Annotated in this window: 21 protein-coding genes; 1 reads left to right on the forward strand and 20 read right to left on the reverse strand. The window is 66.1% G+C overall.

Translation table 11 applies throughout. The features are described 5' to 3' along the window. Window positions 1-11: 11 nt before the first annotated feature. The 9 genes from PQB87_RS29820 to PQB87_RS29860 form a co-directional block, all read right to left on the reverse strand. Window positions 12-236 carry a hypothetical protein gene (locus PQB87_RS29820; protein WP_021157316.1) on the reverse strand — a complete coding sequence of 75 codons (225 nt, stop codon included), beginning with the start codon at window positions 234-236 and terminating at the stop codon, window positions 12-14. A 280-nt stretch (window positions 237-516) separates the two neighbouring features. Beyond that, the gene (locus PQB87_RS29825) at window positions 517-720 is read right to left on the reverse strand and encodes a cold-shock protein (RefSeq protein ID WP_027790965.1); all 204 of its coding nucleotides are present in this window, start codon (window positions 718-720) and stop codon (window positions 517-519) included. Window positions 721-987: 267 nt separating this feature from the next. Beyond that, window positions 988-1443: a GNAT family N-acetyltransferase gene (locus tag PQB87_RS29830; RefSeq protein WP_489243117.1), complete on the reverse strand. Its 456-nt coding sequence runs from the start codon at window positions 1441-1443 to the stop codon at window positions 988-990. A gap of 181 nt (window positions 1444-1624) precedes the next feature. Then, window positions 1625-2413 carry a hypothetical protein gene (locus PQB87_RS29835; protein ID WP_489243118.1) on the reverse strand — a complete coding sequence of 263 codons (789 nt, stop codon included), beginning with the start codon at window positions 2411-2413 and terminating at the stop codon, window positions 1625-1627. Between the two features lie 104 nt (window positions 2414-2517). After that, window positions 2518-4380 (reverse strand): methyl-accepting chemotaxis protein, encoded by a 1863-nt coding sequence (locus tag PQB87_RS29840; protein WP_059649136.1) that lies wholly within the window; start codon window positions 4378-4380, stop codon window positions 2518-2520. Window positions 4381-4538: 158 nt separating this feature from the next. Further along, on the reverse strand, window positions 4539-5210 hold the full coding sequence (locus PQB87_RS29845; protein ID WP_489243119.1) for an OmpA/MotB family protein: 672 nt from the start codon (window positions 5208-5210) through the stop codon (window positions 4539-4541). 39 nt (window positions 5211-5249) lie between these two features. Then, window positions 5250-6014, reverse strand: a complete 765-nt coding sequence (locus tag PQB87_RS29850; RefSeq protein WP_027790960.1) for a flagellar motor protein — start codon at window positions 6012-6014, stop codon at window positions 5250-5252. A gap of 14 nt (window positions 6015-6028) precedes the next feature. Then, a complete protein-coding gene (locus PQB87_RS29855) occupies window positions 6029-7273 on the reverse strand; it encodes a Crp/Fnr family transcriptional regulator (RefSeq protein ID WP_069254294.1) in 1245 nt (414 codons plus the stop codon). Window positions 7274-7510: 237 nt separating this feature from the next. Beyond that, a complete protein-coding gene (locus PQB87_RS29860) occupies window positions 7511-8173 on the reverse strand; it encodes a glutathione S-transferase family protein (protein ID WP_174413670.1) in 663 nt (220 codons plus the stop codon). Between the two features lie 288 nt (window positions 8174-8461). Between PQB87_RS29860 and PQB87_RS29865 the strand changes: the two genes are divergently transcribed. Continuing rightward, the gene (locus PQB87_RS29865; protein ID WP_059684581.1) at window positions 8462-9826 is read left to right on the forward strand and encodes a polyhydroxyalkanoate depolymerase; all 1365 of its coding nucleotides are present in this window, start codon (window positions 8462-8464) and stop codon (window positions 9824-9826) included. Between the two features lie 106 nt (window positions 9827-9932). Here the strand turns inward: PQB87_RS29865 and PQB87_RS29870 are convergent, their stop codons facing one another. The 11 genes from PQB87_RS29870 to kdpC form a co-directional block, all read right to left on the reverse strand. Next, window positions 9933-10400: a DUF3761 domain-containing protein gene (locus tag PQB87_RS29870; RefSeq protein ID WP_489243120.1), complete on the reverse strand. Its 468-nt coding sequence runs from the start codon at window positions 10398-10400 to the stop codon at window positions 9933-9935. 61 nt (window positions 10401-10461) lie between these two features. After that, window positions 10462-10599 (reverse strand): HHHH-motif protein, encoded by a 138-nt coding sequence (locus PQB87_RS29875; RefSeq protein WP_021157327.1) that lies wholly within the window; start codon window positions 10597-10599, stop codon window positions 10462-10464. Between the two features lie 331 nt (window positions 10600-10930). Further along, window positions 10931-11365, reverse strand: coding sequence for a cupin domain-containing protein (locus PQB87_RS29880; protein WP_060083365.1), 435 nt, complete (start codon window positions 11363-11365; stop codon window positions 10931-10933). Window positions 11366-11439: 74 nt separating this feature from the next. Beyond that, entirely contained in the window at window positions 11440-12207 is a 768-nt protein-coding gene (locus PQB87_RS29885; RefSeq protein ID WP_042973307.1) for an ABC transporter ATP-binding protein, read from the reverse strand. Window positions 12208-12250: 43 nt separating this feature from the next. Then, complete coding sequence (locus PQB87_RS29890) at window positions 12251-12964, reverse strand: ABC transporter permease (protein ID WP_111939136.1); 714 nt, start codon at window positions 12962-12964, stop codon at window positions 12251-12253. Beyond that, window positions 12961-13650, reverse strand: a complete 690-nt coding sequence (locus PQB87_RS29895) for an ABC transporter permease (protein WP_027790953.1) — start codon at window positions 13648-13650, stop codon at window positions 12961-12963. The genes PQB87_RS29890 and PQB87_RS29895 overlap by 4 nt, the downstream gene beginning before the upstream one ends. Before the next feature lie 175 nt (window positions 13651-13825). Further along, window positions 13826-14599, reverse strand: a complete 774-nt coding sequence (locus tag PQB87_RS29900; RefSeq protein ID WP_174413668.1) for an ABC transporter substrate-binding protein — start codon at window positions 14597-14599, stop codon at window positions 13826-13828. A 300-nt stretch (window positions 14600-14899) separates the two neighbouring features. Next, the gene (locus PQB87_RS29905; RefSeq protein WP_021157331.1) at window positions 14900-15652 is read right to left on the reverse strand and encodes a response regulator; all 753 of its coding nucleotides are present in this window, start codon (window positions 15650-15652) and stop codon (window positions 14900-14902) included. After that, a complete protein-coding gene (locus PQB87_RS29910) occupies window positions 15649-17355 on the reverse strand; it encodes a DUF4118 domain-containing protein (protein ID WP_489243121.1) in 1707 nt (568 codons plus the stop codon). Before PQB87_RS29910 ends, PQB87_RS29905 begins: the two co-directional genes overlap by 4 nt. A gap of 80 nt (window positions 17356-17435) precedes the next feature. Then, the gene (gene kdpB / locus PQB87_RS29915) at window positions 17436-19520 is read right to left on the reverse strand and encodes a potassium-transporting ATPase subunit KdpB (protein WP_373863077.1); all 2085 of its coding nucleotides are present in this window, start codon (window positions 19518-19520) and stop codon (window positions 17436-17438) included. Between the two features lie 23 nt (window positions 19521-19543). After that, the gene (kdpC, locus tag PQB87_RS29920; RefSeq protein ID WP_489243122.1) at window positions 19544-20242 is read right to left on the reverse strand and encodes a potassium-transporting ATPase subunit KdpC; all 699 of its coding nucleotides are present in this window, start codon (window positions 20240-20242) and stop codon (window positions 19544-19546) included.

Raw genomic sequence — 20242 nt, forward strand, 5'->3', positions numbered from 1 at the left:
CGGCGTTACCTTTAACCGCGTGTGTCGATCCAGCGACGTGCCCAGCGGGCCGAGTGCCGCAGTGCCTGTGCTTCGCTCGCGAAGTAATCGAGCGAATAGAACTGGTAGCGGCCTTCCGCGGGTGTGCTGTCGGTACGTTCGAGCACCAGGTTGGATGAAAAACTACCGTCGGGCAAACGATGCGCCGAGGGTTGGACGGCATAGCCGTTGTATTGTTGAATTCGTTTGTTTTGCATTTTTAATTTTAATCATGTTCGAGTGCGCGCATGCCGTGCGCAATATGCACGGACGCGCCGATTCAAAGCCATTGCCAGCTGAATCTGAAGCTTTCGGAAAGCGAAAGTGCGGCGTTGCTGCCGGAGGGGGGAATGAAGTGCAACGAGGCGTGTGGCGCTTGGCGAGCTGCTGAATGAACAGATGCAGCTAAGAGCAATCGCGCCAACTTCAGGAGACGAAGCTCCGTGGGGGTGTCGCTGCGACCCGGCGTCCGTCGTGAGAAGCCGGGCCCTTCAAACTTTACAGCGGCGTGATGTTGGCCGCTTGCAGACCCTTCGGGCCCTGCTTCGTTTCGAAGCTCACTTTCTGGTTTTCAGCCAGCGTCTTGAAGCCGTCGGCACGAATTTCGGAGAAGTGGGCGAACAGGTCGTCACCGCCGTTATCCGGCGTGATGAAACCAAAACCCTTGCTGTCGTTGAACCACTTGACGATACCGGTATCCATGAAGATTCCTTGAGAAAAAAATAGAGAGATTTGCGCCGTTGAAGAGCGCGTGAAGCGTCAAGGAGGGAGAGGACAACGAATACCGCTGTGGAAAGCGAGCAATTGATGAACAGCAATCGGACTTCTTGGACTTCGATGCGTACACTAACCGCCGGGCTGGCGCGCGTCAACTGCTAACTTGTAACTGTTTCTCCTGGCGCCCCGTTTTTTCGGACAAAACGATGCGACCCTACAGGTCGCCATGACCTGACCGTACGAACCGAACGCTCAAGCCGCGATGGGTTTTTGCATGAACACGCTCAACGGGTCATTCGCGTAACCGCCGAACGGCCCGCGGCGCTGATACCCCGCGGATGCATATAAAGCCAGCGCCTCGTGTTGACAGGGGCCGGTTTCGAGCGTGAGCAACGTGCACCCGAGATCGATCGCCCGTGACTCGAGCAGCGCCATGAGTTTCCTCGCAACACCCTGCCCGCGACCTTGCGGGCTGACATACATCCGCTTCAGTTCGCCGAATTCAGGGTTGAGGACAACCGCGCCGCAACCAATTGCTTTGCCGTCGCTATCCCGCGCGACGGCAAACAGCACATTGGATTGATTCAGCGACGCGAGATCCAGAGCGTGCCGGCTCTCGGGCGGGTACAGGGTGTCCTGGTACGCATCGAGATCGGCGATGAGGGCGATCACGTCGGGTTGATCGGGGGACTCGAAGGCGATGGTCATGGCTGACGAAGCTGGGCACAGAAAAGGGAAATTGAAGTACCCGGCGACGAAGCTGTATTCGACATCGATGGCTGCCTGATCTTCAGTCGCCGATTGTCGGCGATGCTTCCGGTGCTGTCGAACGTGTCAAAAAGCGGGCGAATTCGATCGCCTCGCGATTCCGAGGCAATCGCATTCCGTCCTATTGAACGACGGCATCGACCATCGCCTGTGCTTCGGAAAGAAACCGCGAATAGCGCCGCTGTTTGGGCAATTGCTGCGCGAAGCAGGCTGGCCGCTGTTCCTCGGACACGTGCTCCGCGCTGCAGGCGACGATCTTCGGCAATGTCGCGTCCCGCCACAGGATATAAATCCGCGCGCCTTGCCTGATCGACACGGCCAACGTATTCGGCCCGTCCGGCATTCCGTCCTGGCTTTCCCCGAGCAACAACGCCTTCACCACCGCATCGGCCGGCTTCCGCTTCACCGGCAATTCGGCGAACCGGAATGCCGCGGCGTCATGACCGAACACGTCGGTGTAAAACGTCGCGTTATCGAAAATCGACGCGACATCATCCGTCGACCTGATCCCCGCATCCGCCGTCCTGGCCCAGGCCGTCAAAAGCGGAACCGTCGTCACGACGAGGTTCACCTTGCCGTCACCCGACTTCAGGAGCAGCCCATCCGGCCCGGGCGTCGTCCCGTCGTCGATGGAGAGGCCGTCGACGGTGCTCCCCGCCGTCGCGGAGAAGCCTCTCGCCCTGACCTTCCCGACAAGCCTGGCCAGCCGCGCATTCACCTCCGACGTGTACTTCCTGTCCAGTTCCGCCTTGTCGTCCGGTTTCGCCGCCTCGATCGCGTCGACAGCCTGCTTCCGATACGCCAGGTAGGAATCGGTCGGCGACGCAATCACCTTCGCCCCCACCCCGGCGATCACCGCAACGAGCACCACCGCCCCCACCCCGATCTTCCACCTGGAAAAACGCTTCATTTTTATGGACGTCACCGAATCCCGCATCGACATGCAAAACGGCTGCCGTGAACCCACGGCAGCCGTCCCTCAGAAACGCTCCATTCTAAAACGCGAATCAGCCTTTATTCATCCACCTTGAAAGCCGAAACGAGCCTCGTCAATTCCGCCGCCTGCTGTTTCAAGCTCGCCGCTGCCGCTGCGCTTTCCTCGACCAAAGCCGCATTCTGCTGCGTCATCTGATCCAATGACTGCACCGCATCGCCGATCTGATCGATCCCGGCGCTCTGCTCCAGGCTGGCTTCGGCGATCTCGCTCATCATCGCGCTCACGCCCTGCACCTGCGACACGACATCGCTCATCACCTTCCCCGCCTCGCTGACCAGCCGCGATCCGGTATTCACCGTGCCCGCGCTGTGCTCGATCAGCGCCTTGATCTCCTTCGCCGCCTGCGCACTGCGCTGCGCCAGATTCCGCACTTCCGAAGCGACGACAGCAAACCCACGCCCCTGCTCCCCCGCCCGCGCCGCCTCCACCGCAGCATTCAGCGCCAGAATATTCGTCTGAAACGAGATACTGTCGATCATCACGATGATCTCGGAGATCCGCTGCGACGCGTGGCTGATCTGCTCCATCGTCGTCACGACCTCACCCACCACCTGGCCGCCGCGCGCCGCCGTATCCGACGCGCCGTTGATCATCTTCGCGGCCGTCGTGGCTGTCTCGGTGTTGTTGCGCACCACGGCCGTGATCTCTTCCATCGACGAAGCCGTCCGCTCCAGGTTGCTCGACTGCCCTTCGGTACGTTCGCTCAGATCAGCATTCCCCGACGCAATCTGCGCCGAACCCGTGGCAATCGACGCGGACGCCGCGCGAATGCTGTGCACCAGCGTCGACAGCGACGACACGAACCGGTTGAACGCATCCGACAACTGCCCGATTTCGTCCTGGCTCTCGACCGTCATCCTGCGCGTGAGGTCGCCCTGGCCGCTGGCGATCTCCGACAGCAGCGTCGCCGCGCGGCGGATCGGCGCGGCAATCGCGCGGCCCACCAGCCAGATCACGAGCAGCGCGACCGCGAGGCCCACCACCGCCGCGACCAGCGCCGCGCTGCGGATCGCGCGCGTCACCGGCCCGAGCAGTTCGGCCTGCGGCACCTCGACGACGACATACGCGTTCAGTTCCGGAATGAACGACGTCGCGATGAAGCGCGCGCCGCCGTCGCCGTCGTAGCTCAGGTACGCATACGGCTTGCCGGCCAGCAGCGTCGACGACGCATCGCCGGGCAACCCCTGCTGGTCCTTCATGAAATGCTTGCCGTCGATCAGCGACGAATCGCGATGCATCATGATCGCGCCGTCGGGACGCACGAGATACGCGAACCCGGTCTCGCCGATCCGGTAGGCGGCGATCCCCTTCGCGAGCGCATCGACGGACAGGCTCATGCTGGCCGCGCCGATCGGCACGCCGTCGAGCTCGACGCGGCTGTTGATGAACATCATGTAGCCGCCGACCGTCACCTCGCGATCCATGTTCACGTCGAACGCCTTGCCGGACGACAGGAAGCCGGTCAGCCACTGATCCTTGTCGGTCACCTTCCGCTGCAGGCCGGATTCGTTGTAGTAGTTGCCGCTCTTCACGGACACCCACTGCACCGACGCGGCCTTCTGCTCGTCCTTCACGTTCTTCGCGAGCTGGATCCAGTTGCGCGTGCCGGCGTCGGGTTCGCCGTCGGCTTCCCATTGCAGCAGGAACGCGTCGCGCGCGAGAATCCGCGACGCGGCGATCGGCCCGGCCATCTGCCGCTGCACGTCGGCGCGGATGCCGTTCACGGCCGTCGGCAGCTCCTCGCGGACGACGCGATCGCGCACCGCGTTGCCGATCAGACGGATGCTGAGTCCGCTCGAGATCGCGACGAACACGAGCAGGCAACTCGTCATGCTGAGAATCAGCTTGTTCTGAATGGAAAGCTTGCGCCAGAAATGCATGGGGAACCCTCGGTAACCGCTCGGTCTGAGCCAGTTTGGGTTATCGGCATGCACGCGCGGAACCGCATCGCGGATTTCAGATGTTCATCATGCGAGATTCGTTATGTTGTTGTCAGGCGGACATAGCCGGCCGCCTGTCGACTCGCGATCAGCGCAAATCAGTATGCAACGAAGATCGTCACCCGCCGATTCCGCGCCCGCGAAGCCGCATCGTCGCCCGCGACGAGCGGCTGCGTATCGGCCCGCCCGATCGCCGCCAGGCGATGCGGCGCCACGCCGCGCTCGGTCAGGTAGCGCACGACGCTCCCCGCACGCGCCGACGACAGCTCCCAGTTCGATTCGTATTTCGCGTTCGCGATCGGCAGGCTGTCGGTATGCCCTTCGACGAGGATGTCGCCGGTCGCGTGCTCGCTCAGCGCCTGCGCAATCTGGTTCAGCACCGGCGACGAATCAGGCAGCAAGCGCGCATCGCCGACGTTGAACAGGATCTTCGCGTCGATGCCGATCTCGACACCGTGCGGCGCCTTCACCAGCGAAATCCGGCCGTTCGACTTCAACGAATCGAGCAACGCGAGCCACGGCGGCGCAGAGTCGGGCGTAGCCGCATCGGCAGCGCTCGCGGCACCGCCCGCCTGCCGCGCAAGCGTCTGGTACCGCGCGTCGAGCGCGTTGTACTTCGCGAGCTGGAGCACGTACAGCGCGAGAAACAGCACCATCAGCGTCGTGATGAGATCCGCATACGAAATCAGCCAGCGGCCGGACTGCGCGCCTTCGAGTTCGTCGTCGCGATCGGCGGCGGAGGCGGAGGCACCGTCAGTTCGAGCAGTCATGCTGTTGGAAATCCCGGTTGGTCGTCCGACACACGCTCGTCACGCAAGCGATTCCACCGCGCGCCCGCGCACGTCGCCGGTCAGGCGCGTTTCGATCGTATGCGGCGATTCCTTGCGCGATATCGCCAGGAAACCGTCGAGATACAGCTTGCGAAACCGCAGCTCGCTGTCGATCTGCGCGCGCAGCTTGCCGTAAAGCGGCAGGAACACGAGGTTCGCGAACGCCAGCCCGTACAGCGTCGCGATGAACGCGACCGCGATGCCCGGCCCGAGTTGCGCCGGTTCGAGCATGTGGCTCGTGACCTGCACGAGCCCGAGCACCGACCCGAGAATGCCGAACGTCGGCGCATATCCGCCCGCCTGCTGCCACACGCGCGCGGCCGCGAGGCGGCTGCGTTCGTAGGCATCGAGTTCGCGCTGCAACGCGTCCTCGAGCACGGCGGTCGACACGCCGTTCGCCAGCAGTTCGAGCCCGCGACGCGCGAACGGATGGATGCCGCTCACGTCCATCGATTCGAACGCGAGCAGCCCGTCGAGCTTCGCGCGGTCGCCCCATTCGAGCAGGTCGGACAGGTTCTTGCGATCGACCTCGCGCGCCCGCACGAACGCGAGCCGCAACTGTTTCACCGCGTCGAAGAAGCGTGCCCAGGTGTTCTGGATCATCACCGCGCCGAGCGTGCCGCCGAGCACGATGACGAGCGCCTCGAACTGGAACAGCATCGGGAAATGCCCGCCTTCGAGCGCGAAGCCGAACACGATCGCCGCGCCGCCAAGCACCACACCGGCCAGGGTCAACAGATCCATGCGCGCCCCCTTGGTCATGCATCCGATGCCGATGCGACGGGCGTGGTGCCCGCCGCCGGCGCCTTCGCCGCGCGAACGGCATCCAGCACGCGCCGCTCGATGTCCTCGATCTCGACCGGATCGAGCTTGAGCTCGCGACGCATCACCCACGACACCTCGTTGCGCCGCGCCTCGGTCATCACGGAGAACAGCTTGTCGGCCACTGCGCGATCGTCGAGATTCGCGATCAGCTTCGCGAGATCGTAGGTGTCGAACGCGCTGATGACGTCGAACAGCGTGCGCGGGTCGATCCACACGAGATCCTCCAGCGCGCGCACGTCGCCGCCGCGACGCGCATTGCGCCGCGAGAAGTACGCGACGCCCTTCTGCTCGACATAACTGAGCACCTTCGATTTGCGGAACGCGAACACTTCGTCGGCAATCTCGCCGTTCGACAGCTTGTTGAGCAGCATCGTCTTCTCGACGCCGATCAGCGATTCGAGATCGGCGAGCTCGATGAGCTCGAGTTCGCTGTTGATCGACAGGTCGAGATCGTGATCGGCCACCTGCTGCGCGCGATCGATCACGCGCGCGGCATCGAACGTGACGACCTGGCGCGCATCCGACGACGCCGCATAATCGGCCGCCCCGCCGGCGTGGTCCGCCTGCGCCGCTTCGATCGTGACGAGATTGAGCTTCTCCATGCGTCGCAGCATCGCGAGCACGTGCGGCCGCGAGTGGCCGGCGATCGCGCGGCATTTGCGGATCACTTCGGCGAGCGGCACCGACGTTTCGGCCGCATGCGCCTGCATCGGCCGGCGCGTCCACGCGTCGCCGGTTTCGCGTGCATCGGCGCCCGCCATCAGCGCCAGCACGTGCGCATACGACAGCACGCCCGGCATGAAGTCGGCATGCGTATAGGTCGCGAGCTGGTCGTCCTTGCGCTTCACGCGGCGGATCATCGTGCGCACGATATGACGCAGCAGTGCCGACACACGCTCGATTTCCTCGTCGAGCATGCCGGCCGGCACGACCGTCAGCTGGCAGAATGAAAGCGCCTTCGCGGTATGGGCACGCGGCTCGGCCGCGAGCAACGCCGATTCACCGAAGAACTCGCCCCGACCGAGCGTCGCGACGACGACGCGCTTGTCGTCGCATCGCGTGGACAGTTCGACCTTGCCGTCGGTGATCAGAAAGATGACGGGCTCGCCCGCAAAACCCTCGGAATAAATGATTTCCCCGGGCGCCGCCGTACGCGTCCACGATTGCTGACGATTCAAGTCGATTCCCCTGCTGCGCTGATTGTTGCGGACTGCGCGTCGCACGTCGGAAGCATGCGATCGCGAGTCGTCCCCGTGACTCGTTTACGTCATCGCGCTCAACATCCTTTAGGGCATTCGTCCTCGTGTCGAACCGAAATCAAGGTAAAACGTTTGCGCGTTACGCCGCCGGATCGAAACGTTCGTTTCGATGCCGGTGCGTGTAGTGCAATTGAAAGCGACGTGCGATCCCGCGCGTCAGAACTCCATGTCGAGTTCGTCGATGTCTTCGTGCTCCGCCTTCGCCGCATCGATCCACTCCGCCACGAACGGATGCGCGAGCACCTGCATGCAGTACTCGGCGATATCGGGCTCCAGCTTCACGTCGTAGGTCAGGAAGCGGGTGACGACGGGCGCATACATCGCGTCGGCGATCCCGATCTCCGCGCCGAACAACCAGGGGCCGCCGTACGCGGCCAGGCACTCGCGCCAGATCGTCACGATCCGCTCGATGTCGTGCTGTGCGCGCGACCAGATCCGGAAGCCGGGGAAATGCGCGCGCAGGTTCATCGGCAACGCGGACCGCAACGCGCTGAAACCGGAATGCATCTCGCCGCAGATCGACCGGCAATGTGCGCGCGCCTGCCGGTCCTCGGGCAGCAGCCGCGCCTGCGGCCGGATCTCGTTCAGGTATTCGGCGATCGCGAGCGTGTCCCACACCGTGTTGCCGTCGTGCTTCAGGCACGGCACGAGAATCGACGGCGACAGCAGCAGCAACTCCGCGCGCGACGCGGCATCGATCGGCACGCTGACCGTCTCGAACACGAGCCCGCTCAGCTTCGCGAGCAGCCAGCCGCGCATCGACCACGACGAGTAATTGCGGCTGCTGATGGTCAGCGTCGTCTGTCCGGTGACTTCCATGTCGCTCCCCTGTCCAAAACCGTTCGTGCCCCTGCACCGAAAACGGACGCCACGCGGCTCACCCGCACCATGCCGGTGCCGCGGATTCGCCGAACCGGCGCAGCCCCGCGCGCTGTCGCGGCACGCTGCGCACACCGAACCGGCGCGGCAACGCATCGCACGCGGCTGCCGGTTCTCGCGTGCCGCCTGCGGCGCCGCGCTTCCGAACCGCGTGCAACGCGCGTGCCAGCCACGGGCTGGCACATGGCTTGCCTCGTTCGATGCAATGCGGCACAACGAGCAACGGCCATGAATCTGCTTGCCTATCCGTTCTATCAATGGTCTGCCGAATGCGTGCGCCCGGCGCGCGCATGGGCCGCGGCCGCCCGCGCGACGATGTCGCTGTGGCCGCCCTCCACCGCGACGCCGACCGGCCGCATGCTCGACGCGCTGTGCGAACTGCTCGAATGCTGCGCGTTCTCGCACCGGCGTCCGCCGTTCGGCATCGCGTCGATCGTCGTCGACGGCAAAACGGTGCCGATCGTCGAGGAAGCCGCCGCGGCCACCCCGTTCGGCACGCTGCTGCATTTCCGCAAGGCGCTGCCGGTCGCGCCCCAGCCGCGTGTGCTGATCGTCGCGCCGATGTCCGGGCATTTCGCGACGCTGCTGCGCGGCACGGTGCGCACGATGCTGGCCGATCACGACGTGTACATCACCGACTGGCACAACCCGCGCGACATCCCGCTGACGGCCGGGCGCTTCGGCTTCGACGAATACGTCATGCACGTGATCGACTTCATCCGCCAGATCGGCCCGGACGCGCACGTGCTCGCGATCTGCCAGCCGACCGTCGCCGCACTCGCGGCGGTCGCGCTGATGGCCGCCGGCGGCGATCCGGCGCAGCCCGCGAGCCTGACGCTGATGGCGGGGCCGATCGACTGCCGCGTGAATCCGACCAAGGTCAACGCGCTCGCGACGAGCCAGCCGATCGAATGGTTCGCGCGGAACCTGATCAGCGTCGTGCCGGCGGGCTTCGTCGGCGCGCAGCGATGCGTGTATCCGGGTTTCGTGCAGGTCGGCGCGTTCATGTCGATGAATCCCGATCGCCACGCGGCGTCGTTTGCCGACCTGTATTACGAGCGCGCGAAAGGCGACCCGGCGAAAGCCGACACGCTGCGGCACTTCTACGACGAATACTTCGCCACCGCCGACCTCACCGCGGAGTTCTATCTGGAAACGGTCGAGAAGGTGTTCCAGCAATACGCGCTCGCGCGCGGCGAGCTGACGGTCGGCGACCGGCTCGTCGAGCCGGCGGCGATTCATCGCACCGCGCTGTTGACGATCGAAGGCGAGAAGGACGATATCTGCGCGGTCGGCCAGACGGTCGCCGCGCAGGAGCTGTGTTCGGGATTGCCGTCGTACCTGAAGACGCACCACGTGCAGACCGGGGCGGGCCACTACGGCGTGTTCAACGGCAGCCGCTGGGAAACGCAGATCTATCCGATCGTGCGCGCGACGATCCATGACAACGAGCCGTACGATCGCACCGCGGGCGCGGAAGGCGACGCGGACGGCACGCACTACGTGACGCTGCGCGCGCTGCTCGACGCGCGCGCAGCGGCGCACGACGGCGCGACCGATACGACCGCCGCGGCGTCGGATCAAGCCCGCTGAAACCGGACGGCGCTGAAAACGAATCGCCCCGCCGAGGTTGGCGGGGCGTGAGTGGCCGCAGCGTGCGGACGACGCGCGACGAAGCGGGCTCGCGCGTCGGCCTGCGTTACGAACAGACCTTGCCGTGCGACGCGTGGTAGCCCTTCGCCTTCGCATCGGCTTCCGACATGTAGCTGCCGTGCTTCGTCTTGCCGTAATACTTGTCGGTCGAGCAGTGATAGACCTTCGTGCTGTCGTTGACCCACACCTTGCCCGGGCCGCCGCCCGGCGCTGCCGCCGCGGTCGTCGCGGCCGCGCTCTTCGCCGGCGCGGTGCCGGATGCAGCGGCAGCGGAGGCCGCCGTTGCCGGCGCTGCGGCCGGTGCGCTCGCGGCTGCCGCCGACGATGCGCCGTACCAGGTCTTCACACCCTTGTGGCCCGCGCATGCGCCCTTCTTCGACGCGCCCGAGTAGAACGAGCCGTCCTTGCACAGACCGGTCGTGCCGGCCGGCGCGCTGGCCGGCACTTGCGCGAACGCACCGATCGACAACCCCATGCCGGCGACCAGCGCGGCGATCAACATCGTTTTTTTCATGGTCCTCTCCTGATTTGCCTGACTGAAGAATGCGTTCCGGGTCGCCCCGGAAAACTCGCGCTTACCGCACCCAGCGGCACACGCGATGGTGGTGATGATCGACGTGGCACACACGATGCGAATGCGCTTCGGCAAGCGCCGGAACAAGAACCGCACATGCCACTGCGGTAGCCGTCAGGATCTTCGCGATGCGCTTCATGAAACTCTCCCGGGTAGGTCAACCGGCGATCCGGCTGGTACCTCCTTAACGCCGGTCGTCGGCAGGCCGTGCACCGCCTCCCCGCGCAATTGACGATCTTTGACATCGCGGCGCGGCCAGCGCCTCGAAGCTGACGAATGTCTTTCTTTTCTTTCCGGATCTTCAGCTTCCCAACCGTTCGGAATTCGAAAGAATGTTGCCGGGGAAGGGGAAACGTGCCGCAGGCGTCATCGGTACGCATGGAGGCTTACGGGGAGCGCGCAACAAAAAACCGCCCGAAGGCGGTCTGATGCAGGCGTGCACGTGGCACGCGCCGAGGGCAACCGGGCAGCTACGCGCCCGCCTCCCCCCACGGCGTCGGCGGCGGCACGGCGCACGGCCCGTCGACGTCGATCGACTTGAAATCGGCGGGCCCGACGATCTCCAGGTATTCCATGTCGGGCGAGTAGTCGAACAGGTAGTGGACGATCCCCGGCGCCTGATGCACGCAGTCGCCGGCCGCCACCAGCGTCTCCCGTTCGCCGTACATGAAGCGCGCCCAGCCCTTCAGCATGATCACGATATGGAACTCGGCCTCGTGACGGTGCCAGCCGGTGCCCGCCTCCGGTGCATGATTCGCCCTGACAAGCTGCGCGACGACCTTGCCGTTCGTCGCGGCCGCGATGCCAAGATCGCGATACAGGAAGAAGTCGCGCAGGCCTTCGCCGCGATACGCGGTGTCCTGCGGCTTCACGTGGGAAAAAGCGGTGGTGGTCTGCTCGCTCATCGCGGTGCTCCTTCATCGAAAGGATTCCGCGTGACAAGCATTTAGCGTTCCACCCTGCACCACCGCCTGCCTGCTTACTTCAACCGCCCCGACAAAAACTGCCCGAGCCGTTCGCTCTTCGGATTCACGAGAATCTCCTGCGGATTCCCTTCCTCCTCGATCTTTCCCTGATGCAGGAAGATCACGTGATTCGACACGTTGCGCGCGAAGCCCATCTCGTGCGTGACGACGACCATCGTGCGGCCTTCCTCGGCGAGCTTCTGCATCACCTTCAGCACTTCGCCCACCAGCTCCGGATCGAGCGCCGACGTCGGCTCGTCGAACAGCATCACCTCCGGCTCCATCGCGAGCGCGCGCGCAATGGCCACGCGCTGCTGCTGGCCGCCCGACAGGTGCGACGGATACATGCCCTCGACGCGCGGCGCGAGCCCGACCTTCTCCAGGTACTTGCGTGCGCGGGCGATCGCTTCGTCCTTGCCGATCCCGAGCACGGCCATCGGCGCTTCGATCACGTTCTCGAGCACCGTCATGTGCGCCCACAGGTTGAAGTGCTGGAACACCATCGACAGCTTGGTGCGCATCCGCTGCAGTTGCTTCTGGTCGGCCACGCGCAGCGAGCCGTTGCGGTCGCGCGTGGTCTGGATCGGCTCGCTGCCGATCGTGATCTGCCCCGAGCACGGCTGCTCGAGGAAGTTGATGCAGCGCAGGAACGTGCTCTTGCCGGAGCCGCTCGAGCCGATGATGCTGATCACGTCGCCGGCCTTCGCCTTCATCGACACGCCCTTCAACACCTCGTTGTCGCCGAACTTCTTGTGCAGGTTGTCAACGGTAAGCTTGTACATGCTGGGTCCTTCCTTGCGAATCTTGCGAATGCGTTAATGGCCGTTAATGGCCGCGCGGCGAGAGGTACGCGAGCCAGCGCGTCTCGAGCTTGCGGAACGCCCAGATGAGCGTGAACACGACGACGGCGTACAGCACGGCCGCGATGCCATAGGCCTGGAACGACATGTACGTCGCCGAATTGACGTCGCGCGTGACCTTCAGGATGTCGGGCACGGTCGCGGTGAACGCGAGCGTCGTCGCGTGCAGCATCAGGATCACTTCGTTGCTGTAGCTCGGCAGCGAACGGCGCAGCGCGGACGGCAGGATGATCCGCGTATAGAGCTTGAAGCGCGACATCCCGTAGGCCATGCCGGCCTCGATCTCGCCGGCCGACGTCGCCTTGATCGCGCCCGCGAAGATCTCCGTCGCATACGCGCATTCGTTCAGCACGAACGCGAGCAGCGTGCAGTTCATCGCGTTGCGGAAAAACGTGTCGAGCAGCACGTGGTCGTGCACGACCTGCAGGCTGTAGATGCCCGTGTAGCACATCAGCAGCTGCACGTAGAGCGGCGTGCCGCGGAACACGTACGTATAGAGCCACACCGGGCCCGAGATCCAGCGGTTCGACGACGCACGCGCGATCGCGAGCGGCACGGCGAGCGCGAAGCCCAGCGCGATCGACACGACCAGCAACCACAGCGTGATCGCGAGGCCGCTGAAGCGGTAGCCGTCGGTGTAGAGATAGCTTTGCCAGTACTGGCTGACGAGTTCGATCACAGTGCGAGCCTCCGGACGCCGACGGAATAACGCTTCTCGAGGTGATGCAGCACGACGTTGGACACCGTCGTGATCGCGAGGTAGATCGCGCCTGCCGCAAGCGTGAAGAAGAAGAAATCGAGCGTGCTCTTGCCCGCGTCCTGCGACGCCTTGACGACGTCGGCGAGGCCGATGATCGACACGAGCGCGGTGGCCTTCACGAGCACCTGCCAGTTGTTGCCGATGCCGGGCAGCGCGAAGCGCATCATCTGCGGGAACAGGATGCGGCGGAACACGCGCCAGCCGCTCATCCCGTATGCGAAGCCCGCTTCGAGCTGGCCGCGCGGCACCGACAGGAACGCACCGCGGAACGTCTCGGTGAAGTACGCGCCGTAGATGAAGCCGAGCGTGATGACGCCCGCCACGAACGGGTCGATGTCGATCTGGTCCCAGCCGAGCATGTCGGTGAAGTTGTTCAGCAGGATCTGGATCCCGTAGAACAGCAGCAGCATCAGCACGAGATCCGGCACCGCGCGGATCAGCGTCGTGTAGAAGGTGCCGATCGACTTGAGCACGCGGTTCGTCGACAGCTTCGCGCTCGCACCGATGAGGCCCAGAACGAGCGACGCGGCCAGCGACAGCACCGCGAGCTTCACGGTCTCGACCGTGCCGGCCCACAGAAGCGGGCCAAATCCTTGGAAGATCATAGAAGGGATCCAGAACGAAGTGGCTGGATTGTCAATAGCCATTAACCGCGCATCAAACGATATCTGCGCACTACCTGATGCGACCAGCTCATCAAGCCGGGTGCATCCCGCGAAGCGGATTGCACCCGGCAACGGATGCGGCGCGCGCCGCAGGCGATGCGCGCCGCACGAAAGGTCAGCCGCCGTAGACGTCGAATGCGAAGTACTTCTTCTCGAGCTTCTTGTACGTGCCGTCCTTGATGATGTCGGCGATCGCGTGGTCGATCTTCACCTTCAGGTCGGCGTCGTCCTTGCGCAGCCCGATGCCGGCGCCGTTGCCGAGCGTCTTCGGATCGTCGATGTCCTTGCCGGCGAAGTCGAAGCTCGCGCCGCGCGGCGTCTTCAGGAAGCCGATGTCGGCCTGCACCGCGTCCTGCAGCGCCGCGTCGAGGCGGCCCGACATCAGGTCCTGGTACACGCCGTCCTGGTTCTGGTAAGGCACGACCTGCACGCCCTTCGGCGCCCAGTACGTCTTCGCGTAGGTTTCCTGGATGGTGCCCTGCTCGACGCCGACCGACTTGCCCTTCAGCGATTCGGCCGTCGGCTGCAGGTTCGCGCCCTTCTTCGCGACGAGGCGCGTCGGCGTGTTGAACAGCTTGTCGGAGAACGCGATCTGCTCGGCACGCGCCGGCGTCATCGACATCGACGACAGCACGCCGTCGAACTTCTTCGCCTTCAGCGCGGGAATCATCCCGTCGAAGTCGTTCTCGATCCACACGCACTTCGCCTTCAGGCGGGCGCAGATCTCGTTGCCGAGATCGACGTCGAAGCCGACGACCTTGCCGCTTGTGTCCTTCGATTCGAACGGCGGATAGCTGGCGTCGACGCCGAACCGGATCGTCGACCAATCCTTGGCGTGGGCACCGACCGCGATGCAGGCAAGGGCAATACTGAGCGCGAGTTTCTTCATGGCGTTCCTGTCGTGGACGAACTGGGCAAGGGTCCCGTCGGACAGCCCGCACCGGCGCGGCCGGCACGGCGCCCCGCCGTGAACCCTTCCAACCCGGGCATCGCCTCCTCCGGCGACCGCCCAAGTTGTACATACAACTTTGCCCGCGCAGGCGCACCACCAGCAATCCGTGTTTATCTCTAATTGTCGGCGGATTATGGCCGTGGGTCGCAAATTTCCTTCAATTTCAATTAATTACGAATTACATCGAGCTAAACGACAGCTTTCTCCGCGTGCAGGTTGGTGGCCGGGAGCGGGTTTTCACCTGTCTAGACCTGTCGACGCCGCATCACGCTGCCCGTCCGTCATGCCGACCGTTTCCAGACCGACCAGCCGGTAGCCGAACTGCAGTTCCGTCAACAGGTGCCGCGGGCGCGCCGGCACCGGTTCGAGCTTCTGTCGCAGGTTCGTCATGTACACGCGCACGTAGTGCGCGCGCTCCGCGTCGTGGATCCCCCACACCTCGGCCAGCAATTGCCGCGCGGCGACCACGCCGCCGCGCGCGCGAATCAGCGCGGCGAGCAGCCGGAATTCGAGGCGCGTCAGATGAACCGGCTCGCCGCCGCGGGCGACTTCGTGCTTGCCGAGATCGACGGTCACGTCGCCGAAGCGCACGATCGACGACGATTGCCCGTCGGCCGACACGAACGCCGCGCGCCGCAACTGCGCGCGCGCCCGCGCGAGCAGTTCGGGCACGCCGAACGGCTTCGGCAGGTAATCGTCCGCGCCCGCGTCGAGCGCCGCGACCTTCTCCACCTCCTGCTGCCGCGCCGACAGCACGATCACCGGCACCGTCGACCATTCGCGCAGTTCGCGGATGAACGTCTTGCCGTCGTCGTCCGGCAGCCCGAGATCGACGATCACGAGATCGGGCTTGCTGCTCGACGCGTACATCCGCGCCTCGCGGGCCGTCGACGCCTCGCAGGTGTCGAGCCCCTCCTGTTCCAGTGCCATCCGCACGAAACGGCGGATGTCCGATTCATCCTCGACGACAAGTACGCGCGATCTGATCATGTCCGGCTCTCGTGTTCGATGTCGGGTGGCGCACCCAGTGGCAGGCGAATCTCGAACCGCGCGCCGTGCGGATCGAGCGGCACCGCGCGGATCGAGCCGCCGTGCGCGTTGACGATGCTGCGGCACAGCGCGAGCCCGAGCCCCACGCCGCTGATCGACGATTCCTTGCGCTCGCGCTCGAACGGCTCGAACAGCGGCTCGGTGTTGCGCGCGACGAAGCCGGGCCCGTCGTCCTCGACGAACACGTACAGCGTTTCGCCGAACACGCGTGCGCGCACCGCCACGGCCGCCTCCGCGCCCGCGTACTTCGCCGCGTTGTCGAGCAGGTTCATCAGCACGCGCTCGATCAGCAGCGCGTCGACGTCGATCAGCGGCAGGTCGGCCGGCAGGTCGGCGCTCACGTCGCGGCCGGCCAGCACGCCGGCCGAATGCGCGAGCGCGCTGCCGACGATCTCGTCGAGCATGTGCCACTCGCGATTCAGCCGCACGCCCTCGCTCTGCATGCGCGCGAGGTCGAGCAGGTTCACGACGAGCCCGTGCAGCGCCTCGGCCTGGTTGCGGATGCCGTGTGCGAGCGCGGCCGGCTGCCCGTCGGCCAGCCGCTCGGGCCGCTCCAGCGTCTCGGCGAGCCCGCGGATCGCGGTCAGCGGCGTCTTCAGGTCGTGCGACACGGCGGCGAGCAGCGCGTTGCGCAGCCGCTCGCCTTCGATCCGGACGAGCGTGTGCTGCGCGACGCCGACGTAGTGCACGCGCTCGAGCGCCATCGCGATCGACGAACACAGCGCGTCGATCAGGCGGCGATCGTCGGGGTCCGTGGGTACCGGCTGCGCGTCGCCGAACAGCACGAGCACGCCGCGCACGCGCATCGGCGCCTTCAGCGGCAGGTACTGCGCAGCCGCGCGCTCGAACGGCGGCAGCCCGCAACCGGCGCCGCGCGCATGCTCGTAGGCCCAGCGCGCGATCGGCGCTTCGACGAACGCGGCGTGCGGCGCCGGCATCAGACGGTCGTCCGCGTCGGGCAGCACGAGCGCGACGCGCACGCCGAGCAGCGGCGCGATCGTGCCGGTGCAGATCGACGCGATCTGTTCGGTTCCGATCGCCGCCGACAGGTCGTGCGCGACACGCGCGAGCGCGGCCGAGCGCTTCTCGTTCGCGCGCGCGGCCCGCGCCTCCGCGCGCAGGCGTGCCGCGAGCTGGCCGATCGCGAGCGCGACGGCGAGCATCAGTGCGAACGTGAACACGTACTGCGTATCGGACACCGCGAACGACAGCCTCGGCTCGACGAAGAAGAAGTCGAAGCAGCCGACGCAGACGAACGCGGCCCACGCACCGGCCAGCCGGCCGAGCCGCAGCGCGATCAGCACGACGGTCATCAGGAACAGCATCACGACGTTCGACAGGTCGAACACGCGCAGCAGCGCGCTCGCCGCCAGCGTCGCGAGCGCGCACACGAGCGTGGCGAGCAGCAGCGGCACCGCGTACTGCGACACCCACACGTGCGTGCGCGGGTGCGCCTCGCGCACGGCCAGCGCCGGCCGCGTATCGGGCCCCGCGCCCGCGATGCGGTCGGCCAGCGCCGCACACGCGCGCAGCACGGCCCGCCAGCGGTCGCGGCGCGCGCCGGCCCCGCTGCGGCGGGCAGCAGTGTCCCGCCGCCCCGTTGCCCGTCGATTCGCATCCTTCACGTTCACATTCACATCCATGATCGCTTCCGGCAATTGAAACGCCGAACGGCCCCGCGCACGCCGCGAAGGCGTGAACGGGGCCGCGACGGCGCGTTCGGTCAGATAAACGGCGTCAACAGCATGTCGATCAGCTTGATGCCGATGAACGGCGCGACGATTCCGCCCACGCCGTAGATCAGCAGGTTGCGCCCCAGCAGCTTCCCGGCCGGTTCCGCGCGATACTTCACGCCCTTCAGCGCGAGCGGGATCAGCGCGACGATGATCAGCGCATTGAAGATCACCGCCGACAGGATCGCCGACGTCGGGCTGTGCAGGCCCATCACGTTCAGCGCGCCGAGCGCCGGATAGGTCGCGACGAACGCGGCCGGGATGATCGCGAAATACTTCGCGAGATCGTTGGCGACGCTGAACGTGGTCAGCGCGCCGCGCGTCATGATCATCTGCTTGCCGACCTCGACCACCTGCATCAGCTTCGTCGGGTTGCTGTCGAGGTCGACCATGTTGGCCGCCTCCTTCGCCGCCTGCGTGCCGCTGTGCATCGCGACGGCCACGTCGGCCTGCGCGAGTGCCGGCGCGTCGTTGGTGCCGTCGCCCGTCATCGCGACGAGATGGCCCTTCGCCTGGTGCTCGCGGATCAGCCGCAGCTTGTCCTCGGGCGTCGCTTCGGCCAGGTAGTCGTCGACGCCGGCTTCCGCCGCGATCGCCGCCGCGGTGAGGCGGTTGTCGCCGGTGATCATCACGGTCTTCACGCCGACCTTGCGCAGTTCGGCGAAGCGCGCGGCGATCCCGTGCTTGACGATGTCCTTCAGCTCGATCGCGCCGAGCACGCGGGCGCCGTCGGCGACGACGAGCGGCGTGCCGCCGCGCCGCGCGATTTCGTTGACGGCCGTCTCGACCGCCTGCGGAAACGCGCCGCCGAGCGCATCGACGTGCGCGCGGATCGCCGACGCCGCGCCCTTGCGCACCTGCCGCCCGCCGATATCGAGGCCGCTCATCCGCGTGCGCGCGCTGAACGGCACGGCAAAACCGCCGTCGATCGTCTTGCCTTCCAGCGAGAACCGCTGTTTCGCGAGCGCGACGATCGAACGCCCCTCGGGCGTCTCGTCGGCAAGCGACGACAGCTGCGCGGCCTCGGCCAGCGCACGCTCGTCCACGCCCGGCGCCGGCCGGAACTGCACGGCCTCGCGGTTGCCGAGCGTGATCGTGCCGGTCTTGTCGAGCAGCAGCACGTCGACGTCACCAGCCGCCTCGATCGCGCGGCCCGACGTCGCGAGCACGTTCGCGCGCATCATGCGGCTCATCCCCGCGATGCCGATCGCCGACAGCAGCGCGCCGATCGTCGTCGGGATCAGGCAGACGAGCAGCGCGATCAGCACGGTCAGGCTCACCGCCGAACCCGACGCGTTCAGCAGCACGCTGAACTGCGAGAACGGCAGCAGCGTCGCGCACACGAGCAGGAAGATGATCGTCAGCGCGACGAGCAGGATCGTCAGCGCGACTTCGTTCGGCGTCTTGCCGCGCTTCGCGCCCTCGACCATCGCGATCATCCGGTCGAGAAAGGCCTCGCCCGGCTGCGCGGTGATCTTCACGACGATCCAGTCGGACAGCACGCGGGTGCCGCCCGTCACCGACGAGAAATCGCCGCCCGACTCGCGGATCACGGGCGCGGATTCGCCGGTGATTGCCGATTCGTCGACCGACGCGACGCCGTCGATCACTTCGCCGTCGGCGGGAATCGTGTCGCCGGCCTCGACGAGCACGATGCTGCCGGCCGCGAGTTCGTCGCTCGGCACGCGATGGCTGGTGCTGCCGTACCGCTTCGGCTCGTCGAGCACCTTCGCGTACACGCGCTTGCGCGCCGCGCGCAGCGCGTCGGCCTGCGCCTTGCCGCGCCCTTCGGCCAGCGCCTCGGCCGCGTTCGCGAACAGCACGGTGAACCACAGCCAGCACGCGACCGCGAAGATGAAGCCGGCCGGCGCATCGCCGGTGCCGGTCAGCGCCTGCAGCCACAGCACGGTCGTGACGATGCTGCCGAGATAGACGACGAACATCACGGGATTCTTCAACTGCACGCGCGGCGCGAGCTTGCGGAAGGCCTCGCGCAGCACGGCCGTCCGGCGCATCGGCGGCACGGCGCCGACCGGGATCGCCGCCGGATTGATCGGGGTTTCGATATGGGACATGAGTGACTCCGTGGTTCCTGCCATTACTTCGCGCCGGCCGCCTGGCCGAATGCGCGATCCAGCGCGAGGTTCAGGTCGAGCACGCGCACGCGCGGTTCGCCGAGCACGCCGAGCTGGCGCGGCGATGCGATGCGTTCGACCAGTGCCGCGACCTGCCCGGCGTCGACGCCGCGTGCCTGCGCGACGCGTGCCGCCTGCAGCCGCGCGTTCGCCACCGAGATCTCGGGATCGAGCCCCGATGCCGACGCGGTCACGGCGTCCGCCGGTACCGGCGTGCCGGCGGCGAGCGCGTTCTCCTGCCGGTATGCGCGTACCCGCTGCGCGATATCCGCGAGCAGCTTCCTGCTGGTTGCCCCCTGGTTGCTGGCGCCGCTGCCGGCCGCGTTGTACGGCTGGTCGACCGTCTTCGACGGATCGGCCGGATCGGCGCCGGTCGTCGCGCTCGGCCGCCCGTGGAAGTAGCCGGCGCGCGTGAAGTACTGCCCGATCACCGTCGAACCGATCGTCGTGCCGTTGCGCTCCACGAGACTGCCGCGCGCCTGCGACGGGAACAGCACGTTCGCGACGCCCGTGGTGAGCAGCGGATACGCGATGCCCGTGACGAGCATGAACAGCACCGACGATGCGATCACGGGCCGCACGAGGCCGCGCGTCGCCGCGCCGAACGAAGAACCGGGTGCCGGCGCGGCCGCGGCCGCTGCCTGGCGATTGCCTTGCATCAT

The sequence above is a fragment of the Burkholderia sp. KL41 genome (assembly GCF_057005415.2).